The organism is Serratia nematodiphila DZ0503SBS1, assembly GCF_000738675.1.
Lineage (GTDB): Bacteria > Pseudomonadota > Gammaproteobacteria > Enterobacterales > Enterobacteriaceae > Serratia > Serratia nematodiphila.
This window is the reverse complement of the sequence record NZ_JPUX01000001.1, coordinates 1,224,352-1,244,651: the sequence shown is the minus strand read 5'-3', so window position 1 is coordinate 1,244,651 and position 20,300 is coordinate 1,224,352. Positions and strand designations below refer to the sequence as shown.

At 61.7% G+C, this 20,300-nt stretch carries 15 protein-coding genes; 4 read left to right on the top strand and 11 right to left on the bottom strand.

Annotation, left to right across the window (positions count from 1 at the left end):
- Positions 1 to 4 precede the first annotated feature (4 nt).
- The 3 genes from glgX to asd form a co-directional block, all read right to left on the bottom strand.
- Positions 5 to 1,987 carry a glycogen debranching protein GlgX gene (gene glgX, locus JL05_RS05620; protein WP_033631895.1) on the bottom strand — a complete coding sequence of 661 codons (1,983 nt, stop codon included), beginning with the start codon at positions 1,985 to 1,987 and terminating at the stop codon, positions 5 to 7.
- Positions 1,984 to 4,170 carry a 1,4-alpha-glucan branching enzyme gene (gene glgB, locus JL05_RS05615; protein WP_033631894.1) on the bottom strand — a complete coding sequence of 729 codons (2,187 nt, stop codon included), beginning with the start codon at positions 4,168 to 4,170 and terminating at the stop codon, positions 1,984 to 1,986. Before glgB ends, glgX begins: the two co-directional genes overlap by 4 nt.
- Before the next feature lie 443 nt (positions 4,171 to 4,613).
- The gene (gene asd, locus JL05_RS05610) at positions 4,614 to 5,717 is read right to left on the bottom strand and encodes an aspartate-semialdehyde dehydrogenase (protein WP_004930820.1); all 1,104 of its coding nucleotides are present in this window, start codon (positions 5,715 to 5,717) and stop codon (positions 4,614 to 4,616) included.
- Between the two features lie 192 nt (positions 5,718 to 5,909).
- Between asd and JL05_RS05605 the strand changes: the two genes are divergently transcribed.
- Complete coding sequence (locus tag JL05_RS05605; RefSeq protein ID WP_025159894.1) at positions 5,910 to 6,503, top strand: YhgN family NAAT transporter; 594 nt, start codon at positions 5,910 to 5,912, stop codon at positions 6,501 to 6,503.
- A 30-nt stretch (positions 6,504 to 6,533) separates the two neighbouring features.
- On the opposite strand, the gene gntK is transcribed toward JL05_RS05605, so the two are convergent.
- The 4 genes from gntK to JL05_RS05585 form a co-directional block, all read right to left on the bottom strand.
- Positions 6,534 to 7,061 carry a gluconokinase gene (gene gntK, locus JL05_RS05600; RefSeq protein WP_033631893.1) on the bottom strand — a complete coding sequence of 176 codons (528 nt, stop codon included), beginning with the start codon at positions 7,059 to 7,061 and terminating at the stop codon, positions 6,534 to 6,536.
- A 101-nt stretch (positions 7,062 to 7,162) separates the two neighbouring features.
- Positions 7,163 to 8,479, bottom strand: a complete 1,317-nt coding sequence (gntT, locus tag JL05_RS05595) for a gluconate transporter (protein ID WP_004930830.1) — start codon at positions 8,477 to 8,479, stop codon at positions 7,163 to 7,165.
- 340 nt (positions 8,480 to 8,819) lie between these two features.
- On the bottom strand, positions 8,820 to 9,815 hold the full coding sequence (gene gntR, locus JL05_RS05590; protein WP_004930833.1) for a gluconate operon transcriptional repressor GntR: 996 nt from the start codon (positions 9,813 to 9,815) through the stop codon (positions 8,820 to 8,822).
- A gap of 292 nt (positions 9,816 to 10,107) precedes the next feature.
- Positions 10,108 to 10,803, bottom strand: a complete 696-nt coding sequence (locus JL05_RS05585) for a pirin family protein (RefSeq protein ID WP_004930835.1) — start codon at positions 10,801 to 10,803, stop codon at positions 10,108 to 10,110.
- A 389-nt stretch (positions 10,804 to 11,192) separates the two neighbouring features.
- Between JL05_RS05585 and JL05_RS05580 the strand changes: the two genes are divergently transcribed.
- Together JL05_RS05580 and JL05_RS05575 are read left to right on the top strand one after the other, a co-directional pair.
- A complete protein-coding gene (locus JL05_RS05580) occupies positions 11,193 to 11,708 on the top strand; it encodes a GNAT family N-acetyltransferase (protein ID WP_033631892.1) in 516 nt (171 codons plus the stop codon).
- Positions 11,701 to 12,879 carry a P1 family peptidase gene (locus JL05_RS05575; RefSeq protein WP_033631891.1) on the top strand — a complete coding sequence of 393 codons (1,179 nt, stop codon included), beginning with the start codon at positions 11,701 to 11,703 and terminating at the stop codon, positions 12,877 to 12,879. The genes JL05_RS05580 and JL05_RS05575 overlap by 8 nt, the downstream gene beginning before the upstream one ends.
- Before the next feature lie 61 nt (positions 12,880 to 12,940).
- Here JL05_RS05575 and iolE read toward each other — a convergent pair whose 3' ends face one another.
- The 4 genes from iolE to iolD are packed head-to-tail and all read right to left on the bottom strand — an operon-like array spanning position 12,941 to position 17,810.
- Positions 12,941 to 13,837: a myo-inosose-2 dehydratase gene (gene iolE, locus JL05_RS05570; protein WP_015379329.1), complete on the bottom strand. Its 897-nt coding sequence runs from the start codon at positions 13,835 to 13,837 to the stop codon at positions 12,941 to 12,943.
- A gap of 59 nt (positions 13,838 to 13,896) precedes the next feature.
- The gene (locus JL05_RS05565; RefSeq protein ID WP_033631890.1) at positions 13,897 to 14,781 is read right to left on the bottom strand and encodes a sugar phosphate isomerase/epimerase family protein; all 885 of its coding nucleotides are present in this window, start codon (positions 14,779 to 14,781) and stop codon (positions 13,897 to 13,899) included.
- Positions 14,782 to 14,820: 39 nt separating this feature from the next.
- Positions 14,821 to 15,834, bottom strand: coding sequence for a bifunctional inositol 2-dehydrogenase/D-chiro-inositol 1-dehydrogenase (iolG, locus tag JL05_RS05560; RefSeq protein ID WP_004930848.1), 1,014 nt, complete (start codon positions 15,832 to 15,834; stop codon positions 14,821 to 14,823).
- 35 nt (positions 15,835 to 15,869) lie between these two features.
- A complete protein-coding gene (gene iolD / locus JL05_RS05555; protein WP_033631889.1) occupies positions 15,870 to 17,810 on the bottom strand; it encodes a 3D-(3,5/4)-trihydroxycyclohexane-1,2-dione acylhydrolase (decyclizing) in 1,941 nt (646 codons plus the stop codon).
- Between the two features lie 547 nt (positions 17,811 to 18,357).
- On the opposite strand from iolD, the gene JL05_RS05550 reads away from it, so the two are divergent.
- Positions 18,358 to 20,289: a bifunctional 5-dehydro-2-deoxygluconokinase/5-dehydro-2-deoxyphosphogluconate aldolase gene (locus tag JL05_RS05550; RefSeq protein ID WP_033631888.1), complete on the top strand. Its 1,932-nt coding sequence runs from the start codon at positions 18,358 to 18,360 to the stop codon at positions 20,287 to 20,289.
- The last annotated feature ends 11 nt before the right edge of the window (positions 20,290 to 20,300 follow it).

Here is a 20,300-nt window from a genome sequence, read left to right as displayed (position 1 = left end):
TTTATTATTTCCGTACCAGAACGCAAAGCGAGCGCGCGGCCTGGTGCCAGGCGGGCAATACCGCCCGTGAGTCTTCCTGAGTGAACGGGGCGACAACCTGCCAATCGCCTTCCGGCAATCTCATCTCCGTCGTTTGCGGCGTGGCGTTGACCAGCAACAGCCAGCGCTGCGACAGCAGGATCTGCATGAGCAGCTCGCCCCGCTCCCACTGCTGCGCGTCGAGCGGCTGGCCTTGCGCGTTCAGCCACTGCACGCTGCCGTCGTCCTGCTGCCACCAGTGGTCCTGCTGCAGCGCGGGGATCTGGCGGCGCAGCGCGATCAGCGCCGCGACGTAATCGGTCAGCGCGTCATCCGCCGTGGCCCAATCGAGCCAGGTGGTGGCGTTGTCCTGACAATAGGCATTGTTGTTCCCCTGCTGGCTGTGTCCCTGTTCATCGCCGGCCAGCAGCATCGGCGTGCCCTGGGACAGCAACAGCGTGGCGAGCATCGCCCGCTGGCTGGCCCTGCGGCGTTGCACAATGGCGTCGTCGGCGACCAGGCCTTCCACGCCGTGGTTGTTGCTGAAATTGCGGTCGCTGCCGTCGCGGTTGCCCTCACCGTTCGGCTGATTGTGTTTCTCGTTGAAGCTGACCACGTCCTGCAGGGTAAAACCGTCATGCGCGGTCAGCATGTTGACGGTGGCGTAAGGCGCCCGCCCGCGCTGGTTGTATAGATCGCTGGAAGCGGCAAAACGCCGGGCGAACTGGCCGAGCGACACGCCGCTCTGCAGCCAAAAACGGCGCATGTCGTCGCGGTAATGATCGTTCCATTCGGCGAAGCGGCCGGGAAATGCCCCCACCTGATAGCCGCCGGGACCAATGTCCCAGGGTTCGGCGATCAGCTTGCAGCGCGACAGCAGATCGTCCGCCAGCATCGCCTGGAACAGCGGCGCATCGCGATCGAACCCCGGCGTGCGGCCCAGCACGCTGCCCAGATCGAAGCGGAAGCCGTCGACGTGGCACTCCCGCACCCAAAAATGCAGGCAATCCATCACCCAGGCTACGCCCTGCGGCTGATCCAACCGCAGCGTGTTGCCGCAGCCGGTGTCGTTGACATAGTCCCCTTCGGGCGTCAGCCAGTAGTAACTCAGATTATCGATGCCGCTCAGCGACAGCATCGGCCCATCCCTGTCCAGCTCGGCGCTGTGGTTGAACACCACGTCGAGGATCACCTCAATGCCGGCTTGGTGCAGCGCCTTGACCGCATCGCGAAATTCGTTGAGCGGCGTGGCATCGGTGCTCAGGCTGGCGTAGCGGTTGTCCGGCGCATAGGGCGCCAGCACGTTATAGCCCCAGTAGTTGATCAGCCCCAGCCGCTGCAAGCGCGGCTCGGAGGTATGCTGTTGCACCGGCAGCAGTTCCAGCGCGGTAATGCCGAGGCGTTTGAAGTGGGCGATCATCGCCGGGTGCCCCAGCGCGGCGAAACTGCCGCGCAGCGCCGGAGGGATCTGCGGGTGCAGCAGCGTCAGGCCGCGCACGTGCGCTTCGTAAATCACCGTCTGCCCCCAGGGCGTGGCGGGCGGGCGATCGTCCTGCCAGTCATACTGTTCGTCCACCACCACGCACTTCGGCATCAGCTCGGCGCTGTCGTGCGGGTCCGGCTGCTCGTAACCGCCGTGCAGGTGCGGGTGGTCCGCCACCGGCCCTTCCACCGCGCGCGCGGCCGGATCGAGCGCCAGCTTGTTGGGGTTGAAGCGCTGCCCGTTCGCCGGATCAAACGGGCCGTAGACCCGGTAGCCGTAACGTTGCCCCGGCCTGCCGCCCGGCAAATAGCCATGCCAGATATCGCCGCTGCGCGCCGGCAGCGGCAGGCGCACTTCGCGCTGCTGGCCGTCGAACAGACACAGCTCCACCCGCTCGGCATGCGCCGAGTACAGGGTAAAGTTGATGCCTTCGCCGTCATACTGCGCGCCCAGCGGCGCGGCGCGGCCAGCCGTCAGCTCGGTCATGGCGCCTCCCGCAGCAGATAAATGGTCGACAATGGCGGCAACGTCACGCTGATAGAGAAATCGCGGCCATGGCTGCCGACCGTTTCGGAAGAGACCCGCCCCTGATTGCCGGCGTTGCTGCCGTGATAGTGGTGCGAATCGGTATTGAGGATCTCGCGGTAGTCACCGGCGCGGGAAATGCCGATGCGGTAGCGATAGCGCGGCACCGGGGTAAAGTTGCTGATGGCGATCAGCTCATTGCCCTGCGAATCGTAGCGCGCGAAGGCGAACACCGAGTTATCGTGATCGTCGACCACCAGCCACTCGAAGCCGTCCGGCCGGTAGTCGCGCTCGTACAGCGGCGCCTGCTGCCGGTAGCAGTGGTTCAGATCGCGCACCAGCCGCTGCACGCCGTTATGCCAGTTATCCAACCCTTCCAATAAATGCCAGTCGAGGCTGGTATCGAAATTCCACTCACGCCCCTGTGCGAATTCGCAGCCCATAAACAGCAGCTTTTTGCCCGGATGCGCCCACATAAAGCCGTAATAGGCGCGCAGGTTGGCGAATTTCTGCCAGGCGTCGCCCGGCATACGGTCGAGGATCGATTTTTTGCCGTGCACCACTTCATCGTGCGAGATAGGCAATACGAAGTTCTCGGTATAGGCGTACAGCATGCCGAAGGTCATCTGGTTGTGGTGATACTTGCGGTGCACCGGATCGCACTTCATGTAATTGAGCGTGTCGTGCATCCAGCCGAGGTTCCATTTGTAGTGGAACCCAAGGCCGTTGGCGTCCGGCGGCAGGGTGACGCCGGGATAGTCGGTGGATTCCTCCGCCAGCGTCACCGCGCCCGGCTGCGCCTGGCCGATAGTCTGGTTGGTATAACGCAGGAAGGCGATGGCCTCCAGGTTCTCGTTGCCGCCGTAGTAATTCGGCACCCACTCGCCGTCGGCACGGCTGTAGTCGCGATAGATCATCGACGCCACCGCATCGACCCGCAGCGCGTCGATGCCGAAGCGCTCCAGCCAATACAGCGCGTTGCCCGCCAGGTAGTTGCGCACCTCGTGGCGACCGTAGTTGTAGATCAGGGTATTCCAGTCCTGATGGTAGCCCTCGCGCGGATCGGCGTACTCGTACAGCGCAGTGCCGTCGAAATTCGCCAGGCCGTAGGCGTCGCTCGGGAAGTGCCCCGGCACCCAGTCGAGGATCACGTTGATGCCCGCCTCATGCGCCGCCGCCACAAACGCCCTGAAGTCGGCCGGCGTGCCGAAGCGCCGGGTCGGCGCATACAGCCCCAGCGGCTGATAGCCCCAGCTGCCGTCGAACGGGTGCTCGTTGATTGGCAGCAGCTCGATATGGGTGAATCCCATGTCCTTCACATAATCGATCAGCTGCACCGCCAGCTCGCCGTAGCTGAGCCAGAAGTGGTTGTCAGTGTGGCGGCGCCATGAGCCGAGATGCACCTCGTAGATGGCGATCGGCTGGTCAAAATCGTTGGCGCGGCGGCGCGCCGGCGTCGACGGCACCACCTCCGGCAGCGGCGCCACCAGCGAGGCGGTATCCGGGCGCATCTGCGCCTCGAAGGCGTAAGGATCGGCTTTCAACTGAGTATTGCCGTAGCAATCGACGATTTCATATTTGTACAGCTGGCCGGCCTGCACGCCGGGCAAGAACAGCTCCCAGATGCCGTTTTCACGCCGCAGACGCATCGGGTGGCGGCGGCCGTCCCAGAAGTTGAATTCCCCCACCACCGAAACACGCTGGGCGTTGGGCGCCCAGACCGCAAAGCTGACGCCGTCGATGCCATCCAGCGTGACGAGGTGGGCGCCCAGCCGTTCATAGGGGCGCAAATGCGTACCCTCAGCCAATAGCCAACTGTCGATATCCTGCAGCAGCGGGCCGAACCGATAAGGATCGTCGACGATCTGTTGATGATCGCGCCAGCTGACCTGCAGCTGATAGCGGAAAGGATTTTTGCGCCGCGGCACCACCGCGCTGAAGAAACCGCGCGGATCGTCGCAGTTCAGCTGCACCAGCCGCCGGCCAGTTTGCTGTTCCACCAGCCAGACTGCGCCGGCGTCCGGCAGCAGCGCGCGCACCTGCAGACCGTTATCGGTCGCATGCATGCCAAGCAGAGCGAAGGGATCGGCGTAATGGCCGGCGATGATCTGATCAATCACGTCACGATCGGGAAGTACAGGCATAGTCTTCTTCCTTAGATTAACAGCATGATCTAAGCACGGCTTGTTGATTATTCCTTGGCCGTTTTGGTCATCATGCAATGCATTCGGACTCTAAAGCGTGATTGCGGTCGGTTATTGACCAATCTTTACTCTGCCGACCTGAATTTCGCTCTTTATGCTTATTTTTTGAAATATTTCAGTCATGGTGAAAAATTGTCCACCCATGCGTTAAGCATAGCCAATGTCTGTTAAAAACTGCTCAGCATTGCTCAGGAAAATTCTTCATTAAGAAAACTGCCAGCCTGGCGGCGTTTGCATGCGGCGGCTGACGAGGAGATAGGCGGGAGCCCGCCCATTGAAACGAGGCTGGCGATGACGCTGCCCGACGCGGTGCGCGGCGAACAAAAAAGCGGAAAATAAGGCATTAGGGGGCTGAAAGCAGCCAGCCCCCTGGAAGTGCGGATTTACAGCAGGATGCGCAGCATGCGGCGCAGCGGCTCGGCCGCGCCCCACAGCAGTTGGTCGCCCACGGTGAACGCCGACAGGTACTCCGGCCCCATATTCAGCTTGCGCAGACGGCCGACCGGCGTATTCAGCGTACCGGTCACCGCCGCCGGCGTCAGTTCGCGCATGGTCAGTTCGCGGTCGTTCGGGATCACGCGCACCCAGTCGTTGTGCGTTGCCAGCATCTGCTCGATTTCCGGCAGCGACACGTCTTTTTTCAGCTTCAGCGTGAACGCCTGGCTGTGGCAGCGCAGCGCGCCGACGCGCACGCACAGGCCATCGACCGGGATCACGCTGGCGGTGTTCAGGATCTTGTTGGTTTCCGCCTGGCCTTTCCACTCTTCGCGGCTCTGGCCGTTGTCGAGCTGCTTGTCGATCCACGGGATCAGGCTGCCGGCCAGCGGCACGCCGAAGTTATCGGTCGGCAGTTTGCCGCTGCGGGTGGCCTCGGTCACCTTGCGTTCGATATCCAGAATCGCGGAGGCCGGGTTCTGCAGCTCTTTCGCCACGTCGGCGTGCAGCATGCCCATTTGGGTCAGCAGTTCGCGCATGTGGCGCGCGCCGCCGCCGGAGGCCGCCTGGTAGGTGGCGACCGACGCCCACTCCACCAGATCGTTGGCGAACAGGCCGCCGAGCGACATCAGCATCAGGCTGACGGTGCAGTTGCCGCCGACGAAGGTTTTGATGCCTTTGTCCAGGCCCTGCTGGATCACCGCGTGGTTGACCGGATCCAGGATGATGATGGCGTCGTCCTGCATGCGCAGCGACGAGGCCGCGTCGATCCAGTAACCCTGCCAACCGCTGGCGCGCAGCTTAGGATAAACTTCGTTGGTATAATCGCCGCCCTGACAGGTAATAATGATATCGAGCGCGCTCAGCGCGTCGATGTCATACGCATCCTGCAGCGTGCCCTGCTGGCCGCCGAAGGCCGGCGCGGCGGAACCGTGCTGCGAGGTAGAGAAAAAGACCGGGCGAATGGCGTCGAAATCGCGCTCTTCCGTCATGCGTTGCATGAGAACCGAGCCGACCATTCCGCGCCAACCGATGAAACCAACGTTTTTCATAATATCTGTGTCCCGCCCGGATAAGGGCTTATTAGGTGATAACGAGTTGTGTGCAATATCTCCTCACCTTACAAAATGTCGGCGCGGGCGCAAAGTGAATTTATTCGATGGCTGAGGATTTCTCAGCAATCCTTCTTATAGGCAAGGACGCGGCCGGAAAGGCCGAGGCGTTTTCCCGATCACGAGGTCACCATGACAGAGATGATTTCCGCTACGGTATTGCTGTTTTTAATTATGGATCCGCTGGGCAACCTGCCGATTTTCATGTCGGTGCTCAAGCATCTGGAGCCGCGCCGCCGCCGGGTGGTGTTGATTCGCGAGCTGCTGATCGCCCTGCTGCTGATGCTGATCTTTCTGTTCGCCGGCGAGAAAATTCTGGCGTTCCTCAACCTGCGCACCGAAACCGTCTCCATTTCCGGCGGCATCATTCTGTTTCTGATCGCCATCAAGATGATTTTTCCCTCGCAGGAGGGAAACAGCTCCGGGCTGTCCGCCGGCGAGGAACCGTTCCTGGTGCCGCTGGCGATCCCGCTGGTGGCCGGACCATCGATTCTGGCGGCGCTGATGCTGCTGTCGCACCAGTATCCGCATCAGCTGCCCCATCTGGTGGCGGCGCTGTTGATCGCCTGGGGCCTCTCTGCGGCCATTTTGCTGATGTCGAACCTGTTCCTGCGCCTGCTGGGCAGCAAAGGCGTCAGCGCGCTGGAGCGGTTGATGGGGCTGATTCTGGTGATGCTGTCGACGCAGATGTTCCTGGACGGCGTGCGGGCTTACATGAAGCTGTAGGCGCCTGGCGGCGCCGACAACGGTCCGCACTTAGCGGGCGGTAACGCGGCGAATATAGGCGAGCGTATCGGCGACCACGCCGTCCAGCGGCTGGTTGATGTCGATCGCTTGCACATCCGGCTCCTGCTCGCCCGGCTCTTCCAGCGTGGCGAACTGCGAAACCAGCATCTGCGGTTTGAAGAAGTGACCTTTGCGCTGCTTCAGGCGCTCCTCGATCACCGCCTTGTCGCCTTTCAGGTAGAGGAAATGCAAGTTGCTATTCCCTTCGCGCAGGCGGTCGCGATAGCTTTTTTTCAGCGCCGAGCACACCAGCAGCGACACGGGATTGGTGCGCTGCATGGCGAAGATGGCGTCGTTCAAGGCCGCCAGCCACGGCGCGCGATCGTTGTCGTCCAGCGCGTGCCCGGCAGCCATTTTGTTGATGTTGGCGCGCGGATGCAGGTAGTCACCATCCAGCATGGCGGCCTCGGCCTCGTGGGCGACAGCGCTGGCCACGGCGGATTTGCCGCTGCCGGATACGCCCATCAGGATAAATACGTGATTCTGCGGATTGCTCATTGTGTCATGCCCCTATGGGAACTGGCGCGAGCGCGCCAAATGCGCCCCAACTGATAAAGATACTCTGGAACGCCGACGCCCCGCAGGGCGCCGGATAAAGATTATACGACCGTCGCCAGCAGCAGACAGCCCACCAGGCCGCACACCGAGATAATGGTTTCCAACACCGACCAGGATTTGATGGTTTCCATGATGCTCAGGTTGAAGTACTCCTTGAACAGCCAGAAGCCCGGATCGTTGACGTGCGAGAAGATAACGCTGCCGGAGCCGACCGCAATCACCATCAGCTCAGGGCTGACGCCGGTGGTGGCGATCAGCGGCGCCACGATGCCGCCGGCGGTGATCGCCGCCACGGTGGCGGAACCCAGCGCCAGACGCAGCGCAGCGGCGATCGACCAGGCCATCAGGATCGGCGAAACGTTGCTGCCTTCCATCAGGCCGGCGATGTACTTCTCAACGCCGCTGTCCACCAGCACCTGCTTGAAGGCGCCGCCGCCGCCGATGATCAACAGCATCATGGCGATGATTTTAATCGAGTCGGTGATGGTGCCCATCACTTCATCCATGGTACGGCCACGGTTCAGGCCGAAGGTGAAGATGGCGATCAGCACGGCGATCAGGGTGGCCATCACCGGGTCGCCGAAGAACTCGGCGAAGCGCAGCAGGCTGTGGCCCTTCGGCAGCACCATTTCAGCGACCGCGCGCAGCGCCATCAGGATCACCGGCACCAGCGACGTGGCGACGCTGACGCCAAAGCTTGGCATCTCCGCGTCGGTAAAGGTTTTCGGGTTGTACAGGCCTTCCGGCACCGGCTTGTCAATGCCTTTCAGGAAGCGGGCATAGACCGGGCCGGCCAGGATCACCGTCGGGATCGCCAGCAGCGTGCCGTACAGCAGGGTTTTACCCATGTCGGCATGGAAGATGGTGGCGATGGCGGTCGGGCCTGGGTGCGGCGGCAGGAAGCCGTGGGTCACCGACAGCGCGGCGGCCATCGGCACGCCGACGTACAGCAGCGGGATACGCGCGGAGGCGGCGATGGTGAACACCAGCGGCAGCAGCAGCACGAAGCCCACTTCGTAGAACAGCGCGAAGCCGACGGTGAAGCCGGTCAGCACCACCGCCCATTGAATGTGTTTTCTGCCGAACTTGTCGATCAGCGTGGTGGCGATGCGCTGTGCGCCGCCGCAGTCCGCCAGCAGTTTGCCGAGCATGGCGCCGAAGCCCATGATCAGCGCCAGGCTGCCCAACGTGCCGCCCACGCCGGCCTTGATGGAGCCGATGACCTTATCGACCGGCATACCCTGCGCGATCCCGACCGCCAAAGCAACCAGAACCAGAGAGATAAAGCCGTTCAGCTTGAAGCGGATCATCAGCAGCAGCAGCAGCGCTACGCCGCCTGCAACAATCACTAATGGCATAGTTTTTCTCCAACCTTTTATCGCGACTCTCTTTACAATAGGCGTAAAGCGTGCGGTTGTTTTATTTTTAGGCTCTTTCCCGGTGTTTAAGAAGAGCTGTAGGTGTTGTTGAGTCAGAGGTTCAGTCTTGCAGCAAGATGACCGCGCACTCGTTGTTACCGGTATCATGATACCGGTAACAACATGAGCGCCGGAACCGGGTAACCGGCTAAAATTCGCGTTCTGGGACAGAGATCAAACTTATGCCGGCAACGAGCGGCGGGCTTACAGGCGGGATAACCAGCGCGCCTCAGGGCGCGCTGTAAAAAGAAAGAGTGTTAAAACAGAACGTTAAAATGGCTCAGATGCTGCCGCCGGGGATCACGGTGAAACCGACGTCCACCATGCGCGGGCACACCGTTTCGCCGCGCAGCCGGGCCAGCAAGCGCTCGGCGCCGATCTGGCCCATGCGTTCGCGCGGCGTCAGCACGCTGGCCAGCTTCGGCACCATCACCTGGCCGATGTCATGGCCGTGGAAACCGGCGATCGCCATGTCCTGCGGGATCGACAGCCCTTGCCGCTGGCATTCGAAGGCCGCGCCGATCGCCAGGTCATCGTTGGTGCAGAAGATACTGTCGATCTGCGGGTAGTCACGCTGCGCCTGGCGCAACAGCTCGCCGCCGGCGGAATAAGAGGAAGAACGCGCGGTCATGATGCTGTACGGCTCCAGGCCGGATTCACGCATCGCCTGCTCATACCCCTGCTGCTTGATAATAGTACGCTCATCCTGACGAGCGCCGAAATAGACCACGTGACGGTGGCCGTGCGCGATGATCTGCTGGGTCATCTGGCGCGCCGCCTCGAAGTTGTTGAAGCCCACCGCCAGATCGATGCACGGCGAGACGCAGTCCATCAGCTCCACCACCGGAATGCCCGCCACCTCGATCATCTTCAGGGTACGCGGCGTATGGTGGCGCTCGGACAGGATCAGACCGTCGATATTGTAAGACAGCAGCGAGGTCAGACGCTCTTCTTCACGCTCCGGCAGGTAGCCATAGTGCGCCAGCATGGTCTGGTAGTTGTGCGCGTCGGTCACGCTTTCGATGCCGCGCAGCACTTCGGCGAACACCTGGTTGGTCAGCGACGGCAACAGCACGCCAATCGCCCGGCTGGTGGCGTTGGAGAGGATATCCGGCGCGCGGTTGGGGATGTAGCCCAGCTCATCCAGCGCGACGGCGATTTTTTGCTGCAGGGCGGCGGAAACCTGGTCGGGATTGCGCAGATAACGGCTCACCGTCATCTTGGTCACGCCCACCTTGTCCGCCACATCCTGGAGTACCGGCCGTTTTTTCTTCATTATCAATGAACTGACTAACCGTGAATGGGCAGTCATTTTAGCAAAAAAAACGGCGGGCCGATATTGTCGGTTATGCGACGGCCAACGCAAAAAGGGCTCACACCGTGAGCCCTTCATACGCTGACAAAGGGGGAAAAAGCGTGGTTTTTCCCCCTTTGTGATGATTAGCCGAAAATCAATAAATTGATTTTCCTTGTTTTTATATGCTGGCGGCGTCAAGTCAGGCAACATCGTCAGACGTGTCATTAACCTCAAGGGCTCACATCGTGAGCCCTTGAAATTTACCGCTTAATCACACCGGCGGCAGATCGAACAGCAGGATTTCGCTCTCTTCGTCGGCCTGGATCGTCAGTGCCGATTCATCCCACACCGCGAACGCGTCGCTGATGCCGGCGGTCTGGCCGTTGACCGAGACCTTGCCGCGCACCACCTGGATCCAAACGCGACGGCCGGCGGCGATCGGGCATTCCCCCTGCTCGCCTTTATTCAGCGCCCAACGCGACAGCGTCATATCCTGGAACACCTTCAGCGAGCCGTCACGCGCATCCGGCGACAGCACCAGCTGACGGCCCTGCGGCGCGTCGAACATGCGCTGCTCGTAGCGCGGCTCCAGCCCGACCTGATCCGGAATGATCCAAATCTGGTACAGGTGCAACGGGCGATCCTGATTAGCGTTGTACTCGGAGTGACGCACCCCGGTGCCCGCGCTCATGATCTGGAATTCACCGGCCTGGATCTGCTCCTTGTTGCCCATGCTGTCCTGGTGTTCCACCGTGCCACTCAGCACGTAGGTCAGGATTTCCATGTCTTTATGCGGGTGAGTACCGAAACCCTGCCCTGCGTCGATCACATCTTCGTTGATCACTCGCAGCGCCGAGAACCCCATAAAGTTCGGATCGTAGTAATCGGCAAATGAGAAGGTGTGCCAGCTATCCAGCCAGCCATGATTGGCGTGGCCGCGGTCTTCCGCTTTACGTACATAAATCATTTTCAACTCTCCTCAATGTTTTTTTACAGTCTAGTCCTGCCAGCAGAATAAGAAAGCGTAAAAAACTCATGCCTCTGTTCAAAAATTTCGATGGAATGAAACAGCGGATGGGCAGCGGATTTGTTGAAAGCGGAACCGGCTGAAAAAGGGCAAAAAAAAAGCCAGCACCCGAGCTGGCTAAGTAAACACTGGAAGCAATGTGAGCAATGTCGTGCCTTCGCAGCGAGAGTATCAAGGATTGATGCCCTCCCCGGAACGCATCGCAATAATAATCATTATCATTCGCACCTGTAAAGCGTTTTTTTTGACCCGTTCAAATAATATTGACTCAAGGCAGTAAACGGATAAATTCAGAGGTTATTCAACCGGTAAGCAAAAGGAGCAGCGAGATGAGCGAGATCGTGATACGCCACGTGGAAACATCGGATGCTCAGGCTCTGCATCATCTTTATTCTCAGACGCCCGTCTACCGCGATACGCTGCAGCTCCCGCTACCGTCCGTCGAGTCCTGGCAAAAACGCCTCGCCAACCCCGAACCGGGCGTGCATAACCTGGCGGCCTTCGTTGACGGACAGCTTGTCGGTCAGTTAGCCGTGATGCTGAATCAGCGCGTTCGCCGCCGCCACGTGGCCACCTTCGGCATCGGCGTCGATCCGCGCTACCACGGTAAAGGCGTCGGCAGCCGCCTGATGCAGGCGATGATCGACCTGTGCGACAACTGGGCGGCCATCGAGCGCATCGAACTGACGGTGTTTACCGACAACCCGGCGGCCATCGCGCTGTATCGAAAGTTCGGTTTTGAGATTGAAGGCACCAGCCGCGCTTTCGCCATTCGCGACGGCGTGCTGGTCGATGCCTACCATATGGCGCGTTTTCGCTCCGGGCAGCCGCGCGGCGATGCGTGATCTCATCCCCCCGCAGGGGCCGCTGCGCCGGCCCCTGAATATCAACCGCCGAACCTTTTTACACGCGCTGGCCGGCCTGACCGCCGCCGGCATGTTCTCCCCCTTCACCCCATTAGGTGCCGCTATGCCAACTTCCGCCGCCGGGCGCCCTGGCGCCCGCAACCTGATTACCGATGTGCCCGGCCTGAAGGTCGGCGTGGCGCAGGACAGCCGGGTGCGCACCGGCGCGACGGTGATCCTGCCGGACAGCCCGGCGATTGCCGCCGTAGACGTGCGCGGCGGCGGCCCCGCCACCCGGGAAACCGACGCGCTGGGTGAAGACAATTTGGTACAGACCGTCGATGCGTTGACGTTCAGCGGCGGTTCGGTATACGGCCTGGCGGCGGCGGACGGCGTCGCGGCCTGGCTCGGGCTACAAGGCAGAGGCTATGCGCTGCGGCCGGATCCCGGCGTGCCGGTCTCACCTATCGTGCCCACCGCCTGCCTGTACGACCTTGCCAACGGCGGCGATAAAAACTGGCAGCTCACGCCGCCGTATCGCCAGCTGGGCATCGACGCGGTCGGCAAGGCTGGTTTGGACTTTCCACTGGGCACCGTCGGCGCCGGCTACGGCGCCATGACCGGCATGGGCAAGCTGAAAGGCGGGCTCGGTTCGGCATCGATCGTTGCCGCCAGCGGCGCTACCGTCGGCGCACTGGTGGCGGTCAACAGCCTGGGAGCGGTGGTGGCGCCCGGCACCCGTGCCTTCTGGGCGACGCCCTATGAAATTGACGGTGAATTCGGCAACGGCGGCGCGGCGGCGCTGGCGCAACTGCGCGCGCAGGGCGAAGACTGGATGGTGCAAGAGCCGCAGGGCGGCAGAAAGAACACCACCCTGGCCTGCATCGCCACCGATCTGGCGCTGACGCGGGTGGAGTTGAAACGGGTGGCCATCATGGCGCAAGACGGCATGGCGCGCGCTATTCGCCCGCTGCACAGCCCGTTTGACGGCGACGTGGTGTTCGCCCTGTCCACCGGGCAGCGCGAGGTACAGGGCAGCCGCGAACTGGCGGTGCTGCAGATCGGCGCGCTGGCGGCGGACACCCTCGCTCGGGCGATCGCCCGGGGCGTATACGCCGCCACGCCGTGGCCGGGCAGCCAGGTCACAACCTGGCAAACGCTCGGCGGCTAACGCGCAGCTATCAAAAAAGGGGCGCCGGCGGCGCCCCTCGATCTTTATTGCCCCCCACCGCCTAAATGCCGGCGGTTTCCCGAATATAACGGCGCGCCTTCACCGCATACTCGAACGGGTTGGCCAGCGCCGGATCCTGCTCGGCCTCCACCACCATCCACCCTTTGTAACCGCGCTCGTCCAGCAGCTTGAACACCGGCCTGAAGTCGATCACGCCATCACCCGGCACGGTGAAGGTGCCCTTCTTCACGCCGTCGAGGAAGCTCAGCTTGTTGGCCTTCACTTCCGCCACCACCTCATCGCGCACGTCCTTCAGGTGGACATGGTTGATGCGCGGCAGATACTTCTCCAGGATCGCCATCATCGCCTGTTGGCTGCCTTCCGAATAGTAGGCGTGGCCGGTATCGAACAGCAGGTAAACGTCGTCGTTGACCATGCTCATGTAGCGATCGATTTCGGCCGTGGTCTGAATGCCGGTGCCCATGTGGTGGTGCAGGCACACCTGCATGCCTTTATCGGCGGCGATCTTCGCCAACTCGTTGTAACCGTCGGCCACGCGCTGCCACTCTTCATCGCTGAAGTACGGCTTCTCTTCGAACACGCCTTTGGTGGTGCCCTGAATGCTCTTGCTCTGCTCGGAGCAGCCAATCACCCTGGCGCCCATGGCATGCAGGAAATTCATGTGGTTGATAAATTCATCAATGGTTTTGTCTTTCTGGCCGTCGGCGAAAAAGGTGCTGAACCAGGCGTTGCAGATCTGGATGCCGCGAATATCCAGCATCGGTTTCAGCACCGCCGGATCGCGCGGGTATTTGCTGCCCACTTCGCTGCCGGTGAAACCGGCCAGCGCCATTTCACTGACGCACTGCTGGAAGGTGTTCTCCTTGCCCAGATCGGGCATGTCGTCGTTGGTCCAGCCGATCGGCGCAATGGCCAATTTCACGTTGTCTTTATTCATGGTTTGCCTCGGTCCTTGCAGGGCCGCCGGAACAAACGCCGCCGGCGAGCCGAATCAGATTATTTGCCCAACAGCTCTCTTTCGATGCGTTCTCTGGTCGCCACCGCCTGGCTCGGCATCTTTTCCGGGTAGCCGAACAGCGAGGTGCAGATGATCGATTCGCCGCCGACCTTGAAGCTGCGGTTGGCAAATTCCATGTCGCGCAGCGTCTGGAACAGGGCGTCGAAATTCACCTCGCCTTCGCCGATGCCGACGTGCTGGTGCACCGCAGCGTCAACGCCTGGCGGGTTGACGATATAACGGCAATGCTTGGTGTGATTCATGGTGTCGGCGATCAGCACGTGGGAAAGATCGTCCCCGGCGTACTGCAGCATGCCGGCTACGTCACCCAGCCCCTTGTCGTAGTAGAAGGTGTGCGGCACGCTGTAGAGGTATTTGACGTAGTCGCTGCGCAGCGACTTCACCAGATCGGCGGTTTCATTGCTCAGCTCGCAGAAGTCCCACGGATGCGACTGGATCTCCATACGAATACCCTCGCGCTCAACGATCGGCAACAGCTCCTCCATCGAGCGATACCACAACTCCTCGCAGATCTCCGGTTCGTTGGGATTGCCGGCCAGCTCGGTGTTGATCACCTGCACGCCCATTTCCACCGCGATTTCGATCATCCGCCGCCAGTTTTTGACCGCCGCCTGGCGGCGATCTTCCCCCGGACCGGACCAGCGATACACCACGATAAATGAGGAGATCTCCACGCCGGTCGCTTTTAGGGCGTTTTTATACTCCGCCATGATTTCGCGGCTGGCCTTCGGATGTTTGTAAAACGGGTTGATCTGCGGGTGCGGCGACTGCTCGATGTATTTGTAGCCCCAGTCTGCCACCTGCTGAACCATTTTGGTGACGCCTAAATCCCGGATAACGTCGACATCAAAAGCGATCTTCATGGTCACTCCTCTGCAATCATGGTTACGCGCTGCGAGCGGTTATTTGCCGTAAAACGCCGGGCGCGCCGGCAGGGTCACCGGCACGATCTCGCCGCTGAGCTGGGCCGCCACGCAGGCGTCGGCGGTCACTGCGGCGGCGTAGCCGTCCCAGGCGGAAGGCCCGGTCAACTTGCCCGCGGCTACGTCGTTGATGAAGCCCTGCAGCTCGACGTCATAGGCATCGATAAAGCGATCCTTCCAGTCGGTCAGGATTTCGGTCGACAGGCGGGCGCCGCTGCGCATCTGCACCGAGGACGGTTCCGGCAGTTTGGCGATGCCGGTTTCCCCCACCACTTCGCACTGAATGTCGTAGCCGTACTGGCAGTTGACGAAGATTTCGACGTCGATGCGCGTCCCTTTGGCGGTTTCAAACAGCACAATTTGCGGATCTTTCAGGTGCGGGAACGCCTTCGGGCTCTTGCGTGGGAACACCACCTGCACCGACACATAGTCGTCGTCGAGCAGCCAGCGCAGCACGTCGATTTCGTGGATCAGGGTGTCGGTGATCGCCATATCGGTGGTGTAGGCCTCGCCGACCGTCGGGTTGCGGTGCGCGCAGTGCAGCATCAGCGGCTCGCCGATCTGGCCGCTGGTCAGAACCTGTTTCAGCGCGCGATAGCCCTGGTCATAGGGGCGCATGAAGCCGACCTGCACCAGCCGTTTGCCGTGCTTCGCTTCGGCGTCGACAATGTTTTTGCAACCCTGCGCGGTCACCGCCAGCGGCTTCTCGCAGAATACCGGTTTGCCGGCGGCGATGGCCGCCAGCACGAACTCTTCATGACTCGGCCCCCAGGAGGTGACCAGCACCGCCTGCACGTCGGCGGCCTTGATCAGATCGTGGCCGTTGTCATACACCCGCGCATCCAGCTGCAGATCGCTCACCACCTTGGCGGCGTTGTCGCGGTTGATGTCGTTGACCGCCACCACGCGGGCGCCCTGCAACACTTTGCTGCAGCGACGGATATGATCGCGGCCGATGGCGCCGGTGCCGATAACCCCAATGTTCAATGTCATTTTCGCTACCCTCGAGATTAATGTATGAAAACGAATCAGTAATCGCGCGCCTTATCGATGTTTTCCTGCAGCTTGCGCGCCACTGCGACGATTTTTTCGCTGTCGGCCACCTGAGCGCCGCCCACGCGCCACCAGCTGAGATACTTGTGCACCATGGTCTTCGGCAGCACCTTGATGTCCAGCAGCGTGGACACGGTTTGCCTGCGGGCGTCGGCCAGCGCGTCGAGCAACTGCTGCTCGGTAGTGACGCGATAGGTTTTACAGCCGTAAGCCGCCGCCAGCATGGCGAAATCGACCGGCACCAGTTTGCCGTCGAGCTTGCCGCCCTGTGGATTGCGGAAGCGGAATTCGGTGGTGTAGCTGTCCATGCCGTGTTCCATCTGCAGGTTGTTGATGCAGCCGTTGGTCATGTTGTCGAACAGCACCACGTTGATCTTGCAGCCTTCCTGAATCGAGGTGACCAGTTCGGAATGCAGCATCATGAAGGCGCCGTCGCCCACCATCGCGTACACCTCGCGCTGGGGCTCGGCCAGCTTGACCCCCAGCGCGGCGTTCACCTCGTACCCCATGCAGGAGTAGCCGTATTCCACGTGGTAACCGTGCTCGCCGCGGTTGTGCCACACCCGCTGCAGATCGCCCGGCAGGCTGCCGGCGGCGGCGACGATCACGCTGTCCGATGGCAGCTCGCGGTTCAGCACCCCCAGCACCCGGCTTTGCGTCATCGCCGAGCCGGTCTGGGCGATAAATTCGGCGAACACCTGCTCGCGATCGAGGTGATCGTCTATCTCCGGCACAAAGTCTGCGCCGCTGTATTCCACCGCGTAAACGCGCTCGGTCTCTTCGCGCTGGGCACCACGCGCCGCGGCGATGGCGTCGCCCCAGCCGGCGCGATAATCGGCCTGCGCCAGCAGCGCGCCCAGTGCGTTCAGGGCCTCGCGGGCGTCCGCCAGCACCTGCACGCCGTCGAGCTTGCCGGCGTCGAAGGCGCTGACGTTGATATTGAGGAAGCTGACGTCCGGGTGTTGGAACAGCCATTTGGACGAGGTGGTGAAATCGGTGTAACGGGTGCCGACGCCAATCACCAGATCGGCCTGCCGGGCCAGCGTGTTGGCCGCCAGGCAGCCGGTTTCGCCGATGCCGCCGAGGTTAAATTCATGGTCGCTCGATACCGTGCCTTTACCGGCCTGGGTCTCGGCGAACGGAATGCCGAAGCGCTCGGCGAATTCGCGCAGCGCTCGCCCGGCCTGCGAGTACTTCACGCCGCCGCCGCACACCAGCAGCGGTTTGCGTTTGGCCGTCAGCAGCGCCAAGGCGTCCGCCAACATGCCGTCGGTCGCCGGGCGGCGATCGAGCCGATGCACGCGCTTTTGGAAGAAATAGTCGGGATAGTCGTAGGCCTCCCCCTGCACGTCCTGCGGCAGACACAGCGTTACCGCGCCGGTTTCCGCCGGATCGGTCAACACGCGCATCGCATTGATGCAGGCGCTCATCAGCTGTTCCGGGCGCACGATGCGATCCCAGTATTTGCTCACCGCACGGAACGCGTCGTTGGTGCTGATGCTGAGATCGTAAGACTGTTCGATTTGCTGCAACACCGGGTCCGGCTGGCGGGAGGCGTAAACGTCGCCCGGCAGCAGCAATAAAGGAATGCGGTTGGCGGTGGCGGTGGCCGCGGCGGTGATCATATTGGCGGCGCCGGGGCCGACCGATGAGGTGCAGGCGTAAATTTGCCGGCGCAGCTTCTGTTTGGCGAAGCCGATCGCCGCATGGGCCATCCCCTGTTCGTTGCGGCCCTGGTGCACCCGCAGATCGCCGCTATCCTGTTCCAGCGCCTGCCCCAGCCCCAGCACGTTGCCGTGGCCGAAAATCGCGAAAATGCCCGCGACGAATTTGGTTTCCACGCCGTCGGCCAGCAGATACTGGTTATCGAGAAATCTGACGAGCGCCTGCGCCATGGTTAACCTGATCTTGCCCATTTACCCACCCTTTAGATTAAGGGCCGCCCCGGAAAGCGCTCATGCCGAGCCGACAATCCCGTGTTTGTGTTACGCGGCGGCAGCTATTATCTTGAGCAGGCGATGCCCGCGCTGCTCACGAAGTCGACAACCTGAAACGTGAAGCGATTATAAACAAATATATTTTTCATAAAATCACATTACAGAAGAAACATTTCATTTTGCGATAAAGATCGCATATTACATGAAAAGCCCGTTTCATCTCGTGGTTCAGCCTTCATGGGCTTCGTGCCGCGCACCGGCCGATAAAAGTCGTTGGCACATGGGCTGACAGCCTTTTCCTCTGCCCTCACCTCCCTTTTATGTTCGGCCCCGGCGGCCCTTGCGCAGCCGATTCATCGCCTTTTCCCACGCCTCTGTCGATGTTTTAAACGCATCACATTTTTGGGGTGTAAATTTCATTTCATATTGAAATTGAAATTTTCATTCCCCATACTGTCCCCATGCTTCCTGCAGGGCGCCACGCTCGGGCCGCCGCCGGAGTTTTGCTTAACAGAAGGAAACGGGTATGGCTACACAACAAAAACAGCTTGATGTCATTTGTCTCGGGCGCATCGCCGTCGATTTCTATGCTCAGCAGATCGGCGCGCGTCTGGAAGACGCCGGCACATTCGCCAAATACCTCGGCGGCTCTTCCGGCAACGTGGCCTACGGCACCGCCATTCAGGGGTTGAAATCCGGCATGCTGGCCCGCGTCGGCGACGAACACATGGGCCGCTTTCTGCGTGAAGAGCTGCAGCGCGTCGGGGCCGATACCCGCTGTCTGATCACCGACAAGCAACGATTAACCGGCCTGGTGATCCTCGGCATCAAGGATCAGGAAACCTTCCCGCTGATCTTCTACCGTGAAAACTGCGCGGACATGGCGCTGACGCCGGACGACATCGACGAGGCCTACATCGCCTCCTCGCGCGCGCTGGCCATCACCGGCACGCACCTGTCGCACCCGAACACCCGCGCCGCGGTGCTGAAGGCGCTGGAGTATGCGCGCCGCCACGGCCTGCGCACCGCGCTCGACATCGATTACCGCCCGGTACTGTGGGGGCTGACGTCGCTGGGCGACGGCGAAACCCGCTTTGTGGAATCAGACCAGGTAACCCGCGAACTGCAGGAGGTGCTGCACCATTTCGATCTGATCGTCGGCACCGAAGAGGAATTTCATATCGCCGGCGGCAGCACCGACACGCTGACGGCGCTGAAAAACGTGCGCCGGACTACCGCGGCCACGCTGGTGTGCAAGCGCGGCGCACAGGGCTGCTCGGTGTTCGAAGGTGAAATCGCCGACGACTGGGCGCAGGTGAAGCTGCACGCCGGTGTGCGGGTTGAAGTGCTGAACGTGCTGGGGGCCGGTGACGCCTTTATGTCCGGGCTGCTGCGCGGCTACCTGAACGATGAGGGCTGGGAGCAGGCCTGCCGCTACGCCAACGCCTGCGGCGCATTGGTGGTTTCGCGCCACGGCTGCGCGCCGGCGATGCCGACCAAACGGGAGCTGGACGACTACCTGCAGCGTGAACAGCAGGTCACGCGCCCGGACCGCGACGCACGCCTGAACCACCTGCACCGGGTCACCACCCGCAAGCAACAGTGGCCGGAACTGTGCGTGTTCGCCTTCGATCACCGCAAGCAGCTGGCGGACATGGCGCGCGAAGCCGGCGTCGGCGAGGAACGCATTCCGCGCCTGAAGACCCTGCTGCTCACCGCGGCGCAACAGGCTGCCGCGCAGGCCGGCCTCAACGGCAACAGCGGCATTCTGGCCGACACCACCTACGGGCAGGCGGCGCTGAACGAGATCACTGGCCAGGGATGGTGGATCGGCCGGCCGGTGGAGCTGCCCAGCTCGCGCCCGCTGCGCCTGGAGCACGGCAATATCGGTTCGCAATTGATCGACTGGCCGCAGGAGCACGTGGTGAAGTGCCTGGTGTTTTATCACCCGCAGGATGCGGAGGAACTGCGCCGCGAACAGGATGAGCTGATCGCCGACGTCTACCGCGGCTGCTGTAAATCCGGCCACGAGCTGCTGCTGGAGGTGATCCTGCCGGACAGCAACGCCGACAAAGACGAACGCTATTACCTGGAGATGATTGAGCATTTCTACCAGTTGGGCATTCAGCCCGACTGGTGGAAACTGCCACCGCTGAGCGCAGAAAACTGGCGGCAGGTCGGTGCCCTGATCGACACCTACGATCCCTTCTGCCGCGGCGTGCTGATCCTGGGGCTCGACTCCCCGGAGGCGGTGCTGAAGGCGGGCTTCGCCGCCGCCGCGGATGCGCGCTGGGTGAAAGGTTTCGCCGTCGGCCGCACCATTTTCGGCCAACCTTCGCGCCGCTGGCTGCAGGGGGAAATCGACGACGCGGCCCTGATCGAGCAGGTGAAACAAAAATACCTGACGCTGATCGGTTTCTGGCGCCAGTACCGTCCGCAGGCGGGCGGCGCGCACTGACAGCGACAGCA